The 18403-nt window shown below is 36.4% G+C and carries 18 protein-coding genes; 6 read left to right on the top strand and 12 right to left on the bottom strand.

Annotation, left to right across the window (positions count from 1 at the left end; genetic code table 11):
- The 3 genes from ACN0U3_RS12790 to ACN0U3_RS12780 form a co-directional block, all read right to left on the bottom strand.
- Positions 1-140 (bottom strand): type IX secretion system membrane protein PorP/SprF (locus ACN0U3_RS12790; protein ID WP_417266527.1); only part of this gene is annotated, 140 nt, incomplete at its 3' end.
- Positions 141-155: 15 nt separating this feature from the next.
- A complete protein-coding gene (locus ACN0U3_RS12785; protein ID WP_417266524.1) occupies positions 156-1889 on the bottom strand; it encodes a type IX secretion system membrane protein PorP/SprF in 1734 nt (577 codons plus the stop codon).
- On the bottom strand, positions 1886-2368 hold the full coding sequence (locus tag ACN0U3_RS12780; RefSeq protein ID WP_299204882.1) for an RNA polymerase sigma factor: 483 nt from the start codon (positions 2366-2368) through the stop codon (positions 1886-1888). Before ACN0U3_RS12780 ends, ACN0U3_RS12785 begins: the two co-directional genes overlap by 4 nt.
- A gap of 208 nt (positions 2369-2576) precedes the next feature.
- Here ACN0U3_RS12780 and ACN0U3_RS12775 point away from each other — a divergent pair, with 208 nt between their 5' ends.
- On the top strand, positions 2577-4343 hold the full coding sequence (locus tag ACN0U3_RS12775) for an AMP-dependent synthetase/ligase (protein ID WP_417266523.1): 1767 nt from the start codon (positions 2577-2579) through the stop codon (positions 4341-4343).
- A gap of 58 nt (positions 4344-4401) precedes the next feature.
- On the opposite strand, the gene ACN0U3_RS12770 is transcribed toward ACN0U3_RS12775, so the two are convergent.
- From ACN0U3_RS12770 to ACN0U3_RS12760, 3 genes are read right to left on the bottom strand one after another with little or no spacing between them, the layout of a single operon-like run.
- On the bottom strand, positions 4402-4740 hold the full coding sequence (locus tag ACN0U3_RS12770) for a hypothetical protein (protein WP_299204888.1): 339 nt from the start codon (positions 4738-4740) through the stop codon (positions 4402-4404).
- 9 nt (positions 4741-4749) lie between these two features.
- The gene (gene recG / locus ACN0U3_RS12765; RefSeq protein WP_299204891.1) at positions 4750-6849 is read right to left on the bottom strand and encodes an ATP-dependent DNA helicase RecG; all 2100 of its coding nucleotides are present in this window, start codon (positions 6847-6849) and stop codon (positions 4750-4752) included.
- Positions 6850-6866: 17 nt separating this feature from the next.
- Positions 6867-8174: a hypothetical protein gene (locus ACN0U3_RS12760; RefSeq protein ID WP_417266522.1), complete on the bottom strand. Its 1308-nt coding sequence runs from the start codon at positions 8172-8174 to the stop codon at positions 6867-6869.
- Positions 8175-8329: 155 nt separating this feature from the next.
- Between ACN0U3_RS12760 and gap the strand changes: the two genes are divergently transcribed.
- The 3 genes from gap to ACN0U3_RS12745 all read left to right on the top strand — a co-directional run bounded on the left by gap (position 8330) and on the right by ACN0U3_RS12745 (position 11524).
- Entirely contained in the window at positions 8330-9322 is a 993-nt protein-coding gene (gap, locus tag ACN0U3_RS12755) for a type I glyceraldehyde-3-phosphate dehydrogenase (protein WP_417266521.1), read from the top strand.
- Position 9323: 1 nt separating this feature from the next.
- Positions 9324-9770, top strand: a complete 447-nt coding sequence (locus tag ACN0U3_RS12750) for a CYTH domain-containing protein (RefSeq protein ID WP_417266520.1) — start codon at positions 9324-9326, stop codon at positions 9768-9770.
- Between the two features lie 197 nt (positions 9771-9967).
- Positions 9968-11524, top strand: a complete 1557-nt coding sequence (locus tag ACN0U3_RS12745; RefSeq protein WP_417266519.1) for an FMN-binding glutamate synthase family protein — start codon at positions 9968-9970, stop codon at positions 11522-11524.
- Between the two features lie 78 nt (positions 11525-11602).
- Here ACN0U3_RS12745 and ACN0U3_RS12740 read toward each other — a convergent pair whose 3' ends face one another.
- The 6 genes from ACN0U3_RS12740 to ACN0U3_RS12715 all read right to left on the bottom strand — a co-directional run bounded on the left by ACN0U3_RS12740 (position 11603) and on the right by ACN0U3_RS12715 (position 16726).
- Positions 11603-11959, bottom strand: coding sequence for a DUF4296 domain-containing protein (locus ACN0U3_RS12740; RefSeq protein ID WP_417266518.1), 357 nt, complete (start codon positions 11957-11959; stop codon positions 11603-11605).
- Positions 11960-13300, bottom strand: a complete 1341-nt coding sequence (locus tag ACN0U3_RS12735; RefSeq protein WP_417266526.1) for a dihydroorotase — start codon at positions 13298-13300, stop codon at positions 11960-11962.
- Positions 13294-14007, bottom strand: coding sequence for a polyprenol monophosphomannose synthase (locus ACN0U3_RS12730; protein ID WP_299204906.1), 714 nt, complete (start codon positions 14005-14007; stop codon positions 13294-13296). Before ACN0U3_RS12730 ends, ACN0U3_RS12735 begins: the two co-directional genes overlap by 7 nt.
- A gap of 74 nt (positions 14008-14081) precedes the next feature.
- The gene (locus tag ACN0U3_RS12725; protein WP_417266517.1) at positions 14082-14564 is read right to left on the bottom strand and encodes a regulatory protein RecX; all 483 of its coding nucleotides are present in this window, start codon (positions 14562-14564) and stop codon (positions 14082-14084) included.
- A gap of 2 nt (positions 14565-14566) precedes the next feature.
- Entirely contained in the window at positions 14567-16114 is a 1548-nt protein-coding gene (locus ACN0U3_RS12720) for an Rne/Rng family ribonuclease (RefSeq protein ID WP_299204911.1), read from the bottom strand.
- 321 nt (positions 16115-16435) lie between these two features.
- The gene (locus ACN0U3_RS12715; RefSeq protein ID WP_299204914.1) at positions 16436-16726 is read right to left on the bottom strand and encodes an HU family DNA-binding protein; all 291 of its coding nucleotides are present in this window, start codon (positions 16724-16726) and stop codon (positions 16436-16438) included.
- A gap of 108 nt (positions 16727-16834) precedes the next feature.
- On the opposite strand from ACN0U3_RS12715, the gene mutY reads away from it, so the two are divergent.
- Positions 16835-17869, top strand: coding sequence for an A/G-specific adenine glycosylase (mutY, locus tag ACN0U3_RS12710; protein ID WP_417266516.1), 1035 nt, complete (start codon positions 16835-16837; stop codon positions 17867-17869).
- Positions 17870-17939: 70 nt separating this feature from the next.
- On the top strand, positions 17940-18392 hold the full coding sequence (locus tag ACN0U3_RS12705; RefSeq protein WP_417266515.1) for a single-stranded DNA-binding protein: 453 nt from the start codon (positions 17940-17942) through the stop codon (positions 18390-18392).
- The last annotated feature ends 11 nt before the right edge of the window (positions 18393-18403 follow it).

Raw genomic sequence — 18403 nt, 5'->3', positions numbered from 1 at the left:
AATCGTGGACAACCATGACTTCCTGCAAAGGCCGGATTCAAATATATCGGATTCGCATAGAACTGCGAAAACTGAGGATCTTGAGCATGGACCTCTCCGATAATTATAATTGAGAATATAAACAACAATATTTTTTTCATAATTCTTCTCCTTTCTTAAATGTTTAAAAATTTAGCAGCGTATCTACTAGGCTTAAGCAATATCTTCATCGAGACCTGGTGCGATAAATACTTATTGTTTAACAGTTGACTTTTGGTGTAGTCAATATTGTAGTGGAATGAAAAGCGATTGAAAACAGTTCCTAGAGAGGCTCCAAACTCTGTGTTAGTGTTTAATCCTGCACCAGCTTGAATCCATTTGTATTGGAAGTTCCCACCAATCCATAACTCTGTTAAGTCACCATAATTTTGAAATAGACCATAACCACTCACCTTAATATCGCGTGTCATCGACTGATATTCTGTTCCGATAACAGCAGTATAGTGTATATTTTCTCTATGGTCTTTGCTTAAGTCTCCTGTGTAAAAGTTGTTGTTATGACGACCTAAATTGTCTGCATTGAACCCTGCATAAAACCATTTGGTGTTCAACATGAACCCTAAACCAATATCTTTGTACCACAATTGACTCCCACTCACTTGCGCTTCGTTTTCGAAAAGAGGAATAAGATTATGTCTGTTGACTTCAATTTTTTGACCAATGAAATCGGAGTTTGGATCGACGTTAACAACCCCCATTTTAAATCTTAAAGCAGGTTCAATTGAAACACTTTTATTAATTGAAAGTTTTGGAGAATAAGTAAGTCCGACTGAATAGTTATTTAGGGCATTTGAATTGTATCCATTATAGTTTACATCCACTCCTAAACCACCACGTAAGGCGTAGACATATCCATCCCAAGATAAAGAATTGAGGAGTTGAGTGTTGCTTTTATCCAACCATTGTATTCTAGACGTAGCTTGTATTCTATTTCCAGGTGCAGACCCAACCATAGCTGAATTTGCATTGAAACCAGTCATCATTGGTGCATGATAATGAGGTGCTTTTGTATTTCTTAAAGCGACAGGTTGGTCTGCCATGCGTTTAATTTTTCTATAGGTGTTGTGCAGTGTTTTCTTTAATGAAACTTTCGCTACTTCCGCCCCTGAGATCACTTTTGCTGATGATGTAATGTCCTCCTTTTTAGTGTTAGGCGACTGGTTTAGGTATTCTGAAATTAAATTTAAATCATTTGCTTTGGCATTGAAACTTTTTTGTATTTCCTGAAGTTCACTATAATCTATTTTAATTGTTTGCTTGTCAGTAGAACTAGCGATTTGATTTGTTTCCATTTCATCCTCTAGTAAAGCCAAATTTTCAGTTTCATTTTCCGCCAAATTATTATGTTGAGGAGATAAAATTGGAATGTTTAAATCTTGATTCGTTTTTCTGTTTTGATTGCTACTGCTAACAGTTTTTAAATTTGAACTTTTAGTTGAGCGCACTTCGGATGTTGATGTTTTAGCATTGTTGAGGACCAAAAAAGAATCGTCAAACAAGTCCTCATCACCCGAATGTATTATATCTGTATCAATGTCAGACATTGTATACAATGGAACAGTAGTAAGTTTGTCGTGACCAATCCATCCGAAAAATAATACAATCAATCCAATTGCGACTATAATGACTGGATGCAGGTAAAATGGCATAGGCTTAACCAGAGCGGCAGTCGAAAAGGCAGGAGTTGGTTTTGGAGTAACCTTTGCTTGTTGCCATGATTTTAGTTCGGACATGAGCTCAGGATGAAGACTGATAAAGTCCATCAATTGAGATTCTTGAACAGGAGAAAGATTTCCCTCTGTATATTCAAAAAGCCACTGGTCTATATTTTCAAAACTTGGTCTACTCATTGAACTAACATTAAATCGCTTAACTGTTTTTTAATTTTCTTTCGCGCTCTATAGAGGTATACCTTTACTTGACTATCAGAAATCTCTAAGATTTCTCCGATCTCGTCGTAGGTGTAACCTTCTAAATCTCTTAAAAGAACAATGCTTTTTTGAAGTGGTGGAAGTAATGAAAGCGCCAAGTCAATAATTTCCTGTGTCTCAAATCGGTTATCTACTTTCGACAATTCAGGAATCATATCTGTATTATATACAGTACGACTTTTACGTTTAGAGAAATTGATTAAAGCATTGTGACCTGTTCTAAACATCCACGCTTTGGATTTATCAAAATCTACTTTCTTTTTATTTTTCCACAACCTTTCAAAAACATCTTGCACAATATCTTGCGTATCCTCACTATTGCGAAGGTACCCGAAAACATACCCATACAAGTTGGAAGCATGTTTTTCTACAGCGATATTGTATTCTCGTCGATTCAAAAAGTGCGCATTATAACAGTAAAACAATTTAAAGGGTGTAAAAGTTACACCTCTGTTCAATTATTGTCTAAAATACGTTTTTTTTAATTAAAAGGTTGGAAAAACAGACTGTTTATTAAAACTCTAGTATATTGTAAGTAAAATAACACCGCTGAAAAGTGTTTGACTTAACATTTTTTAGTAGATTTAGAGTGCAAAATCATTAACTATGAAAAAACAAGAAAGGCTATTCGATATAGCATATTACCAACTTGAGAATTTTCCTCAAGAAACGATGTTTTCAACAAAAATAGATGGAAAGTGGGTGTCCACCAGTACAGAAGAATTTATAGAAAAAGCGAACCTTGTTTCTAGAGGGTTAATCGCTTTAGGGGTTGAGCCAGGAGAAAAGGTTGCTTTAGTTTCTGGGAATAGAGTAGAGTGGAATATAATGGATATTGGAATTCAACAAATTGGTGCCATCGGGGTACCTGTTTATCCGAATATTTCTACAAAGGATTATAAGTATATTTTTGGTGATGCAGGAATTAAGGTCTGTATTACAGGGGATGAAGAACTATACAATAAAATTTCAAGTATTAAGGAAGACCTTCCTTTGCTGACAAAGATTTACTGTTTTGATAAAGTGGGAGGAGTAAAGCATTGGTCAGAAATCATTAATGAAGCAAGTAAGGTTGATCTATCTGAAGTAAAGAAACGTTCAGATGCAATTAAACATGAGGATTTAGCAACTATGATTTACACATCAGGTACGACTGGTAATCCGAAAGGAGTAATGTTGTCACACAAAAACATTTTGTCCAACGTATACGGTAGTTTGCCACGTATCCCAGGAGATGCTAACAGTCGTTGTTTAACCTTCCTTCCTGTCTGTCACGTTTATGAACGCATGCTTCATTACTTATACATGCAAGTTGGATTCTCAATTCACTTTGCAGAGAGTTTAGATACCATTGGTGAAAATATTAAAGAGGTTAAACCGCATGTTTTTACGGCTGTACCTCGTTTGATAGAAAAGGTATATGAGAAAATTATTTCTAAAGGAGATGAGTTGTCAGGAATTAAAAGAGCACTTTTCTTTTGGGCTGTTTCTGTTGGAGAAGAATACGAACAAACTGGGAAATCGGGGTGGTATAACTTTAAGTTGAAAATTGCCCGAAAATTAATTTTTTCTAAATGGCAAGAAGCGCTTGGAGGGGAAGTGCTGGCAATTGCCTCTGGTGCTGCTGCTTTACAACCTCGTTTGGCTAGAATATTTCTTGCTGCTGAAATCCCCATTCTTGAAGGATATGGATTAACAGAAACCTCACCAGTAATTTCAGTGAATTGTAAGAAGAATGGAATTAAATTCGGAACGGTTGGTACTTTATTAGACAACGTTGAAGTAAAGTTTGCTGACGATGGAGAAATTATTGTACGTGGTCCTAATGTAATGATGGGGTATTACAATCAACCAGAAAAAACAAAAGAGGTACTTACTGAAGATGGATGGTTCCATACAGGAGATATTGGTGAAATGGTCGACGGAAAGTTCTTGAAAATTACAGACCGTAAAAAAGAAATATTTAAAACATCTGGTGGGAAGTACATTATTCCACAAATGATGGAGAATAAGTTTAAAGAGTCCCGATTTATTGAGCAAATTATGGTGATTGGAGAAGGAAAGAAGCACCCCGCTGCTTTGGTTATCCCTTCTTATGACTTCTTGCGTGAATGGGCCAATAGGAAAGAAATTAAAGTTGGTGATGGAAATAAAGCCTTGATCGAACACCCTGAAGTTATAGCGCGTATTGGAGAAGAAATAGACCAGTACAATGAATTGTTTGGACAGTTTGAAAGAATTAAAAAGTTTGAATTGTTAGCAGAAGAGTTTTCTGTAGAAAAAGGAGAGATTACGCCAACACTAAAGTTTAAACGTAAAAAGATTTTAGAACTACACAATGATTTGGTTGTAAAGATCTATGGTGAAAGTTAATTCAATCCTCATGAATACAAAAAGGGCAAATCATTGATTTGCCCTTTTTGTATGCCTTTTATTTTTGTTTGACCATCGTAATCACAACTCGCCCTTGATGATATTTAGGATACCAAGTTCCAGGCGCGAAGGTGAAGGAGGAAACGTAATTTCGTGCCTTTATTTTGGCTGGCGTACTTCTTATGGTGGACTCACTGTCAACTGCTTTTGCAGAGGTGACTTTTCCCTCCGCATTGACAGATATATCAAAAACAATTTTGCCATTAACGTGACCGTTGATGATGTAACCTTGATCTACAGTAAGTTTGCGGTTGTCTTTAACGATGTCTCCGCTGAGCTGACCGTAAGATAGTCCTGCAAATAAAGTAATGAATAATAGTGTGCTTAATTTTCTCATGGTTTAAAGCTATGAAATTTTACTCCAATTGGGTTTGGATTTTAAATGTCTTTTTAATTCTTCTCTTAATAAATAATGTTTGTTCTTTTGTAATAAAGGGTCCTCCGTTAAGATTTCTCTTGCCGCTTGCCTTGCCGCGCTAACCAACTGACCATCGCGTGCCAGATCAGCCAACCTAAGGTTTAATATTCCACTTTGTTGTGTTCCCATTATGTCCCCAGGTCCTCGAATCTCCAAGTCGACTTCTGCAATTTTAAAACCATCATTTGTTGCCACCATTGTTTGAAGACGTTTTTTGCCTTCTTGTGAAAGTTTTTCACCAGTCATCAGAATACAATATGATTTTTCAGCGCCTCGACCTACCCTACCACGTAATTGATGTAATTGAGATAAACCAAAACGTTCAGCGCTTTCAATAACCATCAAGGAAGCGTTAGGGACATTCACACCAACTTCAATAACGGTTGTGGCCACCATAATTTGGGTATTGCCTTTTGCAAATTGTTCCATTTCAAAAGCTTTGTCTTCTGGTTTCATTTGTCCATGTACAATACTAATTTGATAGTCTGGTCGGGGAAAGGCCCGCGATATTGCTTCATAACCTTCCATCAAGTTTTTGTAATCCATGGTTTCGGACTCTTGAATTAAAGGATACACAATATAAATTTGTCTACCTAATGCAATTTCTTCCTTAATGAGTTGAAATACTTTTAATCTACTCTTTTCAAAATAATGCAGCGTTGTAATGGGTTTTCTGCCTGGTGGCAATTCATCAATTACAGAAACATCTAGGTCGCCATAAAATGTCATGGCTAAAGTTCTTGGAATCGGGGTGGCGGTCATGACCAAGATGTGAGGAGGTTTTTCGTTTTTCCTCCATAGTTTTGCCCTTTGAGCTACACCAAATCGATGTTGTTCGTCGATGACTACCAATCCTAAGTTTTGAAATTTAACTGTAGGTTCTAATAGGGCATGAGTTCCAATTAAAATGTTGATCTCTCCATCTGCCAAGGCTTGAAATAAGACTTTTCGTTCTGATTTCTTTGTTGAACCTGTCAGTAATGCGACTTTAATATTTAATGGGGAAAGTAATTCTTCAATGGTTTTAAAGTGTTGCTGAGCTAAAATCTCTGTGGGCGCCATAAGTGCCGATTGGAAATCATTCCCTATTCCAAACAGCATAGCCAGTACAGCAACCAAAGTTTTACCACTTCCTACATCTCCTTGGAGAAGACGATTCATTTGATTACCACTGCGCAAATCTCTTCTGATTTCTTTGGTGACCCTCTTCTGTGCATCTGTAAGTTCAAAAGGGATATGGTTTTTATAAAACGCATCAAAGTACTCGCCCGTTTTTTCGAAATAATACCCTCCAGCTTTCTTAATGTTGGCGTTTTTTCTTAAAAACAGTTCTAACTGAAGGATGAATAGCTCTTCAAACTTTATTCTCAATTGCGCTCTTTTGACATCTTCAAAATTGCGTGGAATATGAATGTATTTATAAGCTTCCTCTCGGGAAATTAAATTGTATTGTTGAACGAGTTCTTGCGGTAATATTTCAGGAATCTTTCCAGTGATATTTGAAGCAAGATTGTAGCTTAGTTTTTCAATTCCTTTTGAATGAAGCCCTTTTTTTGTAAGCTTTTCTGTACTGTTGTATATGGCTTGAAGCCCTTTTTCATGAGAAATATTTTGAAAAGGGGTAATTTCAGGATGGGCAATGTTCCACGAACTACTGTAGCGTGTTGGTTTTCCGTAAACCCTGAATAAAACACCTGGCGTCAACTTGTCTTTAACCCATTTAGCTCCTTTGAACCAAACCAGATCAATTACACCAGATTCATCTTGAAAACTTGCTTGTAATCTTTTTCCGCGGCCAGTACCGATTTCACGCACGCCTATGATTCGACCTTTCAACTGTACAGATTGTCCTTCGTGAACAGGGAGGTCAATAATTCTCACATAGCTTGAACGGTCAACGTACCTAAAAGGAAAGTAATTTAAGAGGTCCCACAATTTATCTATTTCAGCCTCCATTCTTAAAGCGTTGCCACGTTCGGCACCAACACCTTTAAGGTATTCAATTGGAGTGTTGATAAGGTAATCCATGGTTATTTTACTTCAGTTTAATGAGGCTTAATTTTTTTTATTTGAACGGGGAGATTGATTTCATCTTCGTAAACAAATAATAGAATTCCATTGCTTAATCTAGACTTCGGAATAATCAGATTAGCCAACTGTTTAGTTGATTTATAAAGTGTTCTTCCTGTAACATCATAAATACTTATTTTCCCAATATTTTCAGTAATAACAATGTAATTGTCGTTTGATTCTTGGACTTTAAAGAAAGGAGGTTGTGTAGCATTCTCTATATCTGATAGAGAAGTATTGTGCAAAATAAACGCCCTGTCTGAAGCCTGTTGTAAGGAGTCTATTCCACCTGCAATCATCCAATTTCCTCCTCCTAACTTTGCAATCCCTTTCAAATCCATCACATGAAATGAGGTGTTGAATTGATTTAAATGTACGTTGTCATTTGTGGTATATTCTAATATTCTATGGTTTGGAGTTACAGGATTGTTGGTGTAAAATTCTAGCGCGTCATAATTGTAGGCTTTTCTAGCGCCGCCTATCCAAAAAAGAGTTTTGTCATGGCCAGAACAAACTCCTTTATAGAGTGGGTTACCGGGAGAGGAGAAAATCATTGACCAGCTAATTTGGGAGGGGTCATCCTTGTCGATAACGCCTTTTCTAAAATAATTTGTGGCTTGATAGGTAGGGTCTTCTGTTACTCCTCCAAAATAATAGATGGTATCACCAAGAATATAACCTGATGCTCCAAAACTTTTATATTGTGCGTTATTTGGCAACGGAGTTCCGGTTGTCCATGAATCAAAAGAGGGATTGTAGATTTGTACATCAGGAACTGTAGTCGTGTTACTGTGTCCTGAAATAACAAATATTAAACTGTCCCTCCAAACGTTTTGGACATGGTCGTAAACAGGAGTAGGCATTTCACTTCTATCGATTTCGAAAGTATCTAAAAAAGGATTGTATACATGTACTTTTTGAGATGAAACCTCCGTTCCATCATTCAACACATGTTTTCCTCCAATAAGGTAAATTCGATTTTTCACAAAGCTTGCAGCACTACCAATCTTAGCTAAAGTATCTGGGACATCCAAAACTTCTGTCCACTCATCATTACTTACTTCGTATTTAAATACCCTTTGATGGATACTTGACGGAATCAGAGGGTTGGAAATTCCTCCAAAGCTATAGACTAAACTATTGTTGTTGACTTTAGCTTTGCAAATTGTGTTGTTGGCTGAGGCAATAGGTAAAGGCGCTACTTTTGTCCACTTCCAATTCCCTTGAGCACTAATCCCAAACGAAATTGAAAGTAAAATAAAAAATAGAATCAATTTATTCATAGGTACGAATTTAATGAAATTCGCCGATAGATTGCAGGGATCTTTTAAACAACTTAAGAGTTAATAGAATATTTAGTGAATTGATGAAGATGAGTCGTGCTTTTTCTTTTAATTGCACGTGATATTCTTTAAGTTTGTTAGACAAAATAAATTATATGAAAAAAGTTGGTGTAAACGGATTTGGGAGAATTGGAAGATATTTTACCCGAATGAGCTTAAAACAGGAGGAGATTTCTGTTGCTGTAGTAAATGATCTTGCTGATGTGAATACATTGGCACATTTGTTCAAATACGACTCAGTACACCGAAAGTTAGATGTAGAGTTCACAGTTGAAGGAAATACAATTGTTTTTGAAAATGGAAATAAGATTGTTTTTACACAATTTCGTGACCCTGCAGATATTCCATGGGAAAAATATGGCGTTGAATTCGTGCTAGAATCTACAGGTCTTTTTAGGACTGAAGAATTGGCATCAAAGCATTTTAAAGGTGGAGCAAAAAAAGTGATAATAAGTGCTCCAGGTCAAGGAGAAAATATAAAATCAGTTGTTTTAGGAGTCAATGACGAACTCCTCAAAGATGATGATACTTTAATCAGTAATGCTTCTTGTACTACTAATTCAGCTGCGCCAATGGTTAAACTTATTTCGGAACTATGTAATGTAGATAGTGCATATATTACAACTGTTCATAGCTATACTTCAGATCAAAGATTGCATGATGCCCCGCATAAGGATTTGCGTAGAGCTAGGGCTGCTGCAGAATCAATTGTTCCTACAACTACAGGAGCGGCAAAAGCATTAACGAAGATTTTCCCGGAGTTAAATGGAAGAATTGGTGGGTGTGGAATTCGTGTGCCTGTGCCAAATGGTTCTTTGACCGACCTTACGATCACTGTTGACGGAAAAGTTCCAACAGTGGAAGCCATCAATGCAGAATTTAAAAGAGCCAGTGAAAATGAACTTAAAGGCATCTTAGCATATACCGACGAACCTTTGGTTTCTGCGGATATAATTGGAAATCCAAACAGTTGTATTTTTGATAGCCAATTGACTTCTGTAGTTGGAAACTTAATCAAACTTGTAGGTTGGTATGACAATGAAGCAGGCTATTCTAATCGTTTGGTTGACTTATTAAAAAAGATTTGATTTGGCCATCGAAATAGAAAGAAAGTTTTTGGTTGATAAAGAACAATGGCGTGCTGTTCAGCCCGCTCAAGGTGTGCGGATAATGCAAGGTTACCTGTTGAATTCAATCGAAAAGACAGTCCGCGTTCGTACAAAAGGAAATCAAGGATTCATTACAATTAAAGGTAAAACAGAGCATATCTCTCGTGTGGAATACGAATATGAGATCCCTGTTCATGAAGCTGAAGAATTGTTGAACACATTTTGTCCAAAAAAAATCGATAAAATTAGATATGAACTCGTTTTTGAAGGTTTTTTATGGGAAGTGGATGTGTTTACTCGTCCAAACAAAGGTCTGATCCTAGCTGAAATCGAACTTTCTGATGAACATCAACTATTTAAGTTGCCAAAATGGGTAGGAAAGGAAGTGTCGGATCAAGCCAAGTATTTTAATGCAAATATGTTATAAATCGCTTAATTAACTGTGTGTTAGTGTGGTGTTGGTTCGTTGTGTAGTAAGGTGCATATTGTTCACCTTAAAATCATCTTGAAAGACACCGTTGATATGATATATTTAATTTAACTTTGCAGGCTGTTATGTGTGAAAAAAAGATGTTGTTAGAAATCATCATTTAAAAGGTAAAAAACATAAAATAAAACGGTGTCATGAAGGCAAGAGGAATATTTATTTTAATATCTATCCTAATTATAGGAGTTGTAGCGTTAATCTATCCATTGTGGAACAACGTGATATGGTTTATGGTCTTTTTTGGACCATTGATTCTAATAGGATACTTTGATATTTTACAACGTAAGCATAGTATTCGTAGGAACTTCCCAGTAATTGGTAATTTACGCTTTATTTTTGAGTCTATCCGTCCAGAAATAATGCAGTATTTTGTAGAAACAGATACCGATGGTCGACCAATTAATCGTCTTGATCGTTCTTTGATTTATCAACGTGCAAAAAAGGTAAATGATACTGCTCCTTTTGGAACCCAATCAAATGTTTATGATATCGGTTATGAATGGATGGACCATTCGATGTATGCTAAGAATCGGAAAGAAATTGACCATGACCCTAGGGTGATGATTGGTGGTTTAGATTGTAAACAACCCTATGCTGCAAGTATTATGAATATTTCAGCCATGAGCTTTGGATCTTTAAGTAAAAATGCAGTTTTAGCAATGAATAAAGGTGCTAAGATCGGAGGTTTTGCTCAAAATACCGGAGAAGGAGGGATCAGCCCTTACCATCTTCAATATGGTGGAGACTTGATTTGGCAGATTGGAACAGGGTATTTTGGATGTAGAGATAAGGAAGGAAATTTTAATCCTGTTACTTTTAAAGAGAATGCGAGTATCCCTAATGTTAAAATGATTGAATTGAAAATCTCTCAAGGTGCAAAACCTGGACATGGAGGACTTCTTCCAGCGAGTAAAAACACAGAGGAGATCGCACGAATTCGTCACATCGAACCGCATACCGAAGTACATTCACCAAACACCCATAGTGCTTTCTCTAACGCTACAGAGTTGATGTACTTCATTAAGCAAATGAGAGACCTTTCAGGTGGTAAACCGGTAGGATTTAAAATGTGTATTGGTAAACAAATTGAATTTACAGATATATGTGAAGCCATGATTGAGACTGGAATTAAGCCAGACTTCATTACGATTGATGGTGGAGAGGGTGGAACTGGTGCTGCCCCAGTTGAATTCTCAAACTCTATAGGTATACCGTTACGTGATGGATTAGCGTATGCTGTTAATACACTTAGGGGCTATGACCTCAAGAAAGATATCAGCGTTGTTGCTTCAGGAAAAGTATTCAGTAGTTTCGATATTGCTAGGTTAATTGCAATTGGTGCAGATACTGTTGCTTGTGCACGGGCGATGATGTTGGCGACAGGTTGTATACAAGCCTTACTTTGTCACAAAAATACTTGCCCAGTTGGAGTGGCAACACAAGATAAACGTTTAATGAAAGGACTTGATGTTGAAAACAAGTCGCTGCGTGTTGCTAATTTCCATACACAAACTGTTTATAGTTTCATTGAATTGTTAGCGGCAAGTGGTGTCGTTACGCCAAAAGAGTTAAAACGTGTTCATATTAACCGCCGTGTTGAAATGGATAAAGTGAAGAAGTATAGTGAAATTTATCCACTCACAGAGGTGGGTTCATTGTTGAAAAAACCAGAGTTACAACACGTAACAAATTAATTAAAGCGAATTTGAATTGAAGGCATCCGAAGGGTGCCTTTTTTTATGACTGAAATTGAATCAGTTGAAAGTGATAGATTATTGAATGTAATCAGGAGTGTTCAATGTTAAACTGTCCTGAATTTCAGTGTAAATTTTGATCAACACTTCCTGTTGAGTTGTGTAATAATCCATGGATTCAACATAGCGTAGACTGTCGATATTGTACTTCTCGAAGATAGGATGCATTGCTGTAGGTAAAGTCTCGTAAAATGTGTTTACGTTGGCTTCTTGACTTTTATAGTAGGACTCCACAATCATTACGTCCTGAAGAACTAAAGTAAAGGTGTCTATAGGGATAAGATTGTCTGGAGCTTCAACATTCTCTAACTCGTATGAACAGTTGGTGTGAAGCAATAAAAACAAACCCATGAAAAGACATTTGGCTACTTTCATTTAGTCTTTGCGATTAAAAGTTAATCTTTTTCCGTTTTTCTCATTCAGTATTTTCCCATTATCGAATGCTAAAACACCATTTACAAAAGTTTTTTCAATGGAGTGGCTAAAGGTAATGCCTTCAAAAGGAGACCATCCACATTTGTATAAAATATTGTCTTTTTGAACCTTTGTAGAAGTAGAAGGGTCAATGATAACCAAGTCTGCAAAATAACCTTCGCGAATAAATCCACGGTTTTCAACACCAAATAATACCGATGGAGCATGAGCTGTTTTTTCAATAACGCGTTCTTTGCTAATTATTCCTTGTTTTGACTTTTCTAATAATGCCAATAAAGCATGTTGAACCAAAGGTCCTCCCGATGGCGCTTTGAAATAGCTTTGAGACTTTTCCTCTAATGTATGAGGTGCGTGATCTGTTGCAATAACATCAATTCTATTGTCCAAAACCGCCTTCCATATTGCTTCTCTGTCTGCTGCCTTTTTTACAGCTGGATTCCATTTGATAAATGTACCTTTTTGATCGTAATCTTCTTCTGAAAACCAAAGGTGGTGAACACAAGCTTCTGCGGTAATTCTCTTTTCTGATAACGGAGTCTTATTCTCAAATAAGGATAGTTCTTTGGCTGTTGAAATATGCAGAACATGGAGTCTGGCATTGTGCTTTTTTGCTAAAGCAACAGCCATTGAAGAGGAAAGGTAGCACGCTTCTTCACTCCTGATTACAGGGTGATACTTCATCGGAACGTCCTCACCGTATTTTTCACGATATAATTCCAAGTTCTTACGCACTGTAGTTTCGTCTTCACAGTGTGTTGCAATTAACATTGGAACTTCACTAAATATTTTATTTAATGTTGTTGGTTCATCAACGAGCATATTCCCCGTACTTGATCCCATAAATACTTTGATCCCACAGACATCATTAGGGTTTGTTTTTAAAACCTCTTCGATATTGTCGTTTGACGCCCCCATGAAAAAGCTATAGTTAGCAGCACTTGATTGAGCGCCTATTGCATATTTATCTGCAAGTAACTCTTGGGTTAATGCATTGGGAACAGTGTTGGGCATTTCCATGAATGATGTGACTCCACCAGCTATGGCCGCACGACTTTCAGATTGGATGTCTGCTTTGTGTGTTAACCCGGGCTCACGAAAATGAACTTGATCATCGATACTACCAGGGACTAAATATTTTCCTTCACAGTTTATTTCCGTTGCCGAAGCATCAGCTATTGTATCTGCAATTTTTTCTATTCTGTCATTATGAATTAAAACATCACCAACCTTAGAGCTTCCTTCATTGATAATTGTAGCTTGCTTTAATAAATACTTCATAATTTCATTTTTCTCATTTTCCAAACTCCAAAGAATGCTTCTTTGAAAATACCTGAACTCATTTTTGAGGTTCCTCTTTGTCGATCCACAAAGGTAATGGGAACTTCAACAATACCTAGTTTGTGCTTTCTTACTCCATATTTCATACAGATTTGAAAGGCGTAGCCTTTAAATGGAATAATGTCGTAATTGACTTTCTCCAATGCTTCTCTAGTGTAACATTTGAATCCAGCCGTTGTGTCTTTAATTCCAATCCACAGAATCATTCGAACGTATATAGATGCAAAGTAAGACATCAATATTCTCATAATCGGCCAATTTTTGACTTTACCTCCTTTGCAATAGCGTGAACCTATTGTTAAATGAACACCTTCTTTGGTGCAGGCCTTGTAAAGGCGTATTAAATCGTCTGGATTGTGAGAAAAGTCAGCATCCATTTCAAAGATATAGCTATAGTCTTTGGTCAGGCACCAATCGAAACCGGCTTTGTAGGCTGTTCCTAAACCGTTTTTACCTGGGCGCTCTAAAATAAAAAGACGGTTGGGGTATTCTGATTGAAGTTCTTTTACTTGTTGGGCAGTGCCATCAGGTGAGTTGTCATCTACAACCAGCAGATGAAAATCTTTATCGTAACTGAAAACCTTTCGAATCATCTTTTCGATGTTTTCAATTTCGTTGTAAGTAGGAATAATTATAATACTGTCTGACACTGCGAAAACTTATAATTCGCTAATATAATTTAAAATCCATAGACCTTTAATCTTAAATGCGAAAATTATTCAAATTATTGCTTCGATTCACCTTCTAGGTCATCAAGTACATTGTAGATCAGTTCAAATTCGTAACCTTTATTGGCTAAGTACCGTTGTACTTTGATTTTGATTTCAAAATCACTTCCTTTTTTTTCTCTCCATTTTCTAGCCGCTAAATTCTTGATGTTTTCTAGGTAAAGTTCTTCATCAATTGTTTTGAGGGCATCGGTAATGCACCTTTGTGGTACGTTCTTTTGTTTAAGGTGTGCGGTGATTTTGTTGCGGCCCCATTTTTTTATGCGGTATTTTCCTGAGACAAAACTGTCTGCGAATCTTTGCTCGTCGAGAAATTGATAGGAAATAAGGTGGGAAATTAAAGCATTGGTGTCCTCATCATCTAAACCATATCCGCGAAGTTTGTTATAAACCTCACTGTGACATCGGTCTTGATAAGCACACCAAGCCTCAATTTTCTGTTTAGCTTCTAAAAAGGAATATTTGACATTCCCTTTCATGCTTAAATCTTTACAGTTTTTCCTTCACTATTTTTAAAGGAATATTGTAGTAAATGGAAGTTGGTTACACCTGTAACTGGAATCCATTTTTTGTATTTTAAAAACCATTTTACTTGTTTTGAGAGAATTCCACGTTTAAAGTGAGATTCAATATAAGGATGAACTTCTAATGAAAGTTTATTCATTTTCTTATCCTCGATCAAGTAAGTCAAGTTGTTTTCAATTTCGTCAGCAAATAAAATACTTGCGGTAATTTCTCCTGTGCCATTACAAACTGGGCATTTTTCAGAAGTTTCAATGTCTGTTTCAGGACGTACACGTTGACGTGTAATCTCAATGACACCAAATCTTGATGGAGGCAGAATGTTATGTTTAGCACGGTCAGGCTTCATAAACTCTTTCATTTTTTCAAAAAGAGCTTTATTATTTTCCTTTTCATGCATATCAATGAAGTCGACAGCAACAATTCCACCCATGTCTCTTAATTGGAGAACACGAGCTAGTTCTTCGGCCGCTTCAAGATTGGTTGCAAGTGCGTTACTTTCTTGACCTTTGGCATCTTTTCTGTTTCCACTGTTTACATCCACCACGTGCATGGCTTCAGTATGTTCAATAATCAAATAACCACCACTAGGAAGCGGAACTTTTTTACCAAACAAGGTTTTGATTTGTTTGTTGATACCAAACTTTTCAAAAATGTCTAGCTTGCCATTATATCGTTTTACAATCTTCTCTCGTTCAGGTGCAATAGAAGCCACATAGAGTTTCATTTTTTCATATAATGCATCATCATTCACATGAATGTTTGTGAAATCTGCATTAAGAAGATCACGAAGTAGAGAAGAGGCTTTATTGATTTCTCCTAAAATTCGCCTTGGTGGCTTTGAGTTCAATAAATTACCATGCAACTTCTTCCACTTTTCAAGAAGATTTTTTAAGTCTTGATCTATTTGATCAATCTTTTTGTTTTTCGCAACAGTTCGAATAATCACACCGAAATTTTTCGGTTTGATGTTCTTCATAATATCACGCAGACGTTCACGCTCTTCAGGGTCTTTTATTTTCTGAGAAATAGAAACCTTGTTAGAGAATGGAACGAGTACTAAATACCGACCAGCTAATGTTACTTCAGCACTTAATCGAGGTCCTTTACTCGAAATAGGTTCTTTTGCTACTTGAACCATTATGTGTTGAGACGAAGAAACTACATCTGTGATTTTTCCATCTTTTGCTATATCTTCTTCAGATTTGAAGTACAAGAGGTCGGCTACGTTTTGTTTACCTTGCAACGTATGTTGGGTGAACTTATTGAGTGATAGGTATTGTGGACCCAGGTCGAGATAATGCAAAAACGCATCTTTCTCGTACCCAACATCAACAAAACATGCATTCAGACTGGGAACAACTTTTCTCACTTTACCATGGTATACATCACCAACAGCAAAGTCTGTTTGTTCACTTTCTTCATGTAATTCAATAAGTTTCCCGTCTTTTAGTAGTGCAAGCCAAACACCCCCTTTGCGGGAGTCAACTACTAATTCGTAATTCACGGAAGCCTATTTAAGTTTATATAATACAAATAACTTAGCAATAGTATTTGCCAAGTTATCTGTTAAAATCTGTCTATATTAAAAAAGAAAATCTATTTCTTCTTCTTATGACGGTTTTTTCTTAAACGCTTCTTTCTTTTGTGGGTAGACATTTTATGTCTCTTTTTCTTTTTACCGCTTGGCATAACTATATGTTTTAAGTATTAATATTCTATCTATAATGTGTCTTCAAAAAAAACACTCCTGCTTTTAGGATTTAAAAACAGGAGTGCAAAGATATAAATAACTTTTATAAGTCCCAAAATCGGAACGTTTTTTCATTTATTTTACCTTAACGTTTGATTTTACGTCTTCTACAAACGTTTTCGCTGGCTTAAATGATGGAATGTTGTGTGCAGGAATGATAATTGTCGTGTTTTTTGAAATATTACGACCCGTTTTTTCTGCTCTTTCTTTAACGATGAAGCTACCGAAACCTCTAAGGTAAACATTCTCTCCATTTGTTAAAGAATCTTTCACTGTGCTCATAAATGATTCAACAGTTTTTTGAACTTCATTCTTCTCTAATCCAGTTTCTTCAGCAATTTTTGCAACAATATCAGCTTTTGTCATAATTTATTTTTTTTACTTGTAACAACAATATGATTTTCAGGTACAAAGGTACTTAGCTTATTCCTTTTATCTTTGTATTTTTAATAATAACTTTAAAGTTTTACCTAAATGCATCATTTTGCTCTATCAATTCGGGTTTGGTATCGACAAAACCATCGAGAACTTCCTTGGAGAAGTACTAAAAACCCATATAAAATATGGTTGTCTGAAGTTATTATGCAGCAAACAAGGGTCGATCAAGGACTCTCCTATTATAAAAAGATACTTGAAAGGTATCCTTCTGTTGAATTTTTAGCAGAAGCAGATGAACAAGAAGTATTGAGGTTGTGGCAAGGCTTGGGTTATTATAGTCGTGCAAGGAATATGCATAAAGCTGCTCAACAGGTCGTTGATGATTTCGGAGGTGTTTTTCCTGACAACTATAAAGATATAAAAAGCTTAAAAGGGGTTGGAGATTATACGGCTTCTGCAATCGCTTCTTTTGCTTATGATTTGCCATATCCCGTGTTGGATGGTAATGCATTCCGTGTGTTGTCGAGGTATTTTAATGACCCTACACCTATAGATACGGGTGAAGGAGCAAAGGTTTTTAAGGCTTATGCCGAAGATCTAATCAGTAAAGATGATCCTGCTGAATTTAATCAGGCTATTATGGAAATGGGTGCTATGATGTGCCGACCTAAAAATCCTAACTGTGAACATTGTCCCTTAAATGAAACTTGCCTTTCTTATAACGAAGGAGACCCATTGAGTTTACCCGTGAAATCGAAGAAGGTAAAGGTGACCAAGCGCTATTTTCATTTCTTACTCCATCCTGAATCGGGTATAACACTTGAAAAGCGCACCAAAAAAGGGATTTGGCAAAACATGTATCAGTTTCCAATGCTTGAAGTCGAGAAAAAAATTGCTAAAAGCGAATTGAAGAAAAAAGTGAAGGAGCGATTTGGAGTTGAATTAACTAAAAAAGTATTTGCCGAAAAACATATTCTGTCACATCAACATATTGAAGCTGTATTTTGGAGAGTAGGGGGGGAAATAACCCTTGACCCAAATGTGAAGGTGGATTTAACAACTATTCATGATTATCCTTTGCCAAGACTTATAGATCGATTCATTGAAAATAATTCTGAGCTCTTTGGCTAAATTGAAGATTCTTCAATATTTAGGAAAATAGTATGTATATTTAAATGAATATTTTTTTAATTTTGTAAATATGGCAGGAAGTGTAAATAAAGTAATCCTCATTGGTAACTTGGGTAAGGACCCCGAGGTTAGAGTGCTAGAAAACGGAACTAAATTGGTTCGCTTTCCTATCGCTACATCTGAAACGTATACGGATAAAACTACAGGAGAGCGTAAGAGTATTACTGACTGGCATAATATTGTTATTTGGAGAGGACTGGCAGAAGTTGCAGAAAAATACTTAACAAAAGGTCAAAAAGTTTACATTGAAGGAAAGTTGAAAACGCGTTCCTGGCAAGATGAGGCCGGAATAACAAAGTACAGTACTGAAGTTGTTGCCGACAATATGACTATGTTGTCCAGTAGGTCGGAAAGTATGCCGGCTTCCAATCAACCGGATTTCAATACTGGAGATACGCCAGAAAAACCAAAGCAAATGAGCGGCGGATTGTCTGAGGATGATGACGACGATTTACCATTTTAAAGCTATTGTTT

Origin of the sequence: Brumimicrobium sp., from assembly GCF_048268645.1 — a bacterium.
GTDB lineage: Bacteria > Bacteroidota > Bacteroidia > Flavobacteriales_D > Crocinitomicaceae > Brumimicrobium > Brumimicrobium ulvae.
This window is presented reverse-complemented; position numbering and strand designations above follow the sequence as displayed.